The sequence below is a fragment of the Bacteroides sp. CAG:633 genome (genome assembly GCF_000435115.1).
Taxonomy (GTDB): domain Bacteria; phylum Bacteroidota; class Bacteroidia; order Bacteroidales; family Bacteroidaceae; genus Bacteroides; species Bacteroides ndongoniae.
In genome coordinates this window covers 1-632 of record NZ_FR883043.1, presented here as the reverse complement: position 1 = coordinate 632, position 632 = coordinate 1, and the positions used below count along the sequence as shown (strand labels likewise).

General features: G+C 47.6%; 1 protein-coding gene. It reads left to right on the top strand.

What is annotated here, in order from left to right; translation table 11 throughout:
* Positions 1-477: integrase core domain-containing protein (locus QVP67_RS05820; protein WP_288179949.1), on the top strand; the 477-nt coding region annotated here is incomplete at its 5' end.
* Positions 478-632 lie beyond the last annotated feature (155 nt).

The window sequence follows — 632 nt, the reverse complement described above, 5'->3', positions numbered from 1 at the left end:
GCATTGGAGCAGGCAATAAAGCAGGCTGTCGAACTGAGAGGTAGCACAAGCCTCAAAGGGCTGATCCATCATTCTGATCGGGGTGTACAATACTGCTGCGACGCTTATGTGGCGATGCTACAGGCGCACGAGATTGACATTAGCATGACGGAGGACTACAACCCTACAGACAATGCCATCGCCGAGCGGATCAACGGGATAATCAAGTGCGAACGTGTCTACCGACAAAGTCACTTCAACGATATCGGGCATGCCAAGAAGGTCATCGGTAGATACATCCACTTCTACAACTATCGCCGGCCACATATGAGTATCGGTTACAAAGTCCCTGCTCTTGTACATTTGGAGCAGGGTGAACAGAAGAATATGTGGAAAAAGAAAATTTGCCCGCAAAAAACTTTCGATAATGGTGGATATGATGCATCTTTGTCAGGCCAAACAACAAGGTCGGACGAAAGCGTAAGCCGGAACATCTGACCAAAAACCGAATGCCCCATCGAAGGGCATCCGGTTTTACCGAACAACAAGGCCGGAACTCTTGCATGTCCGGTACATCGAAAACAGACGACCTAATCAGAGCTGTATTAGGCAAAGTGTCTATTCAAATAGGAGCGTTTCTCAAGAAATGTCTA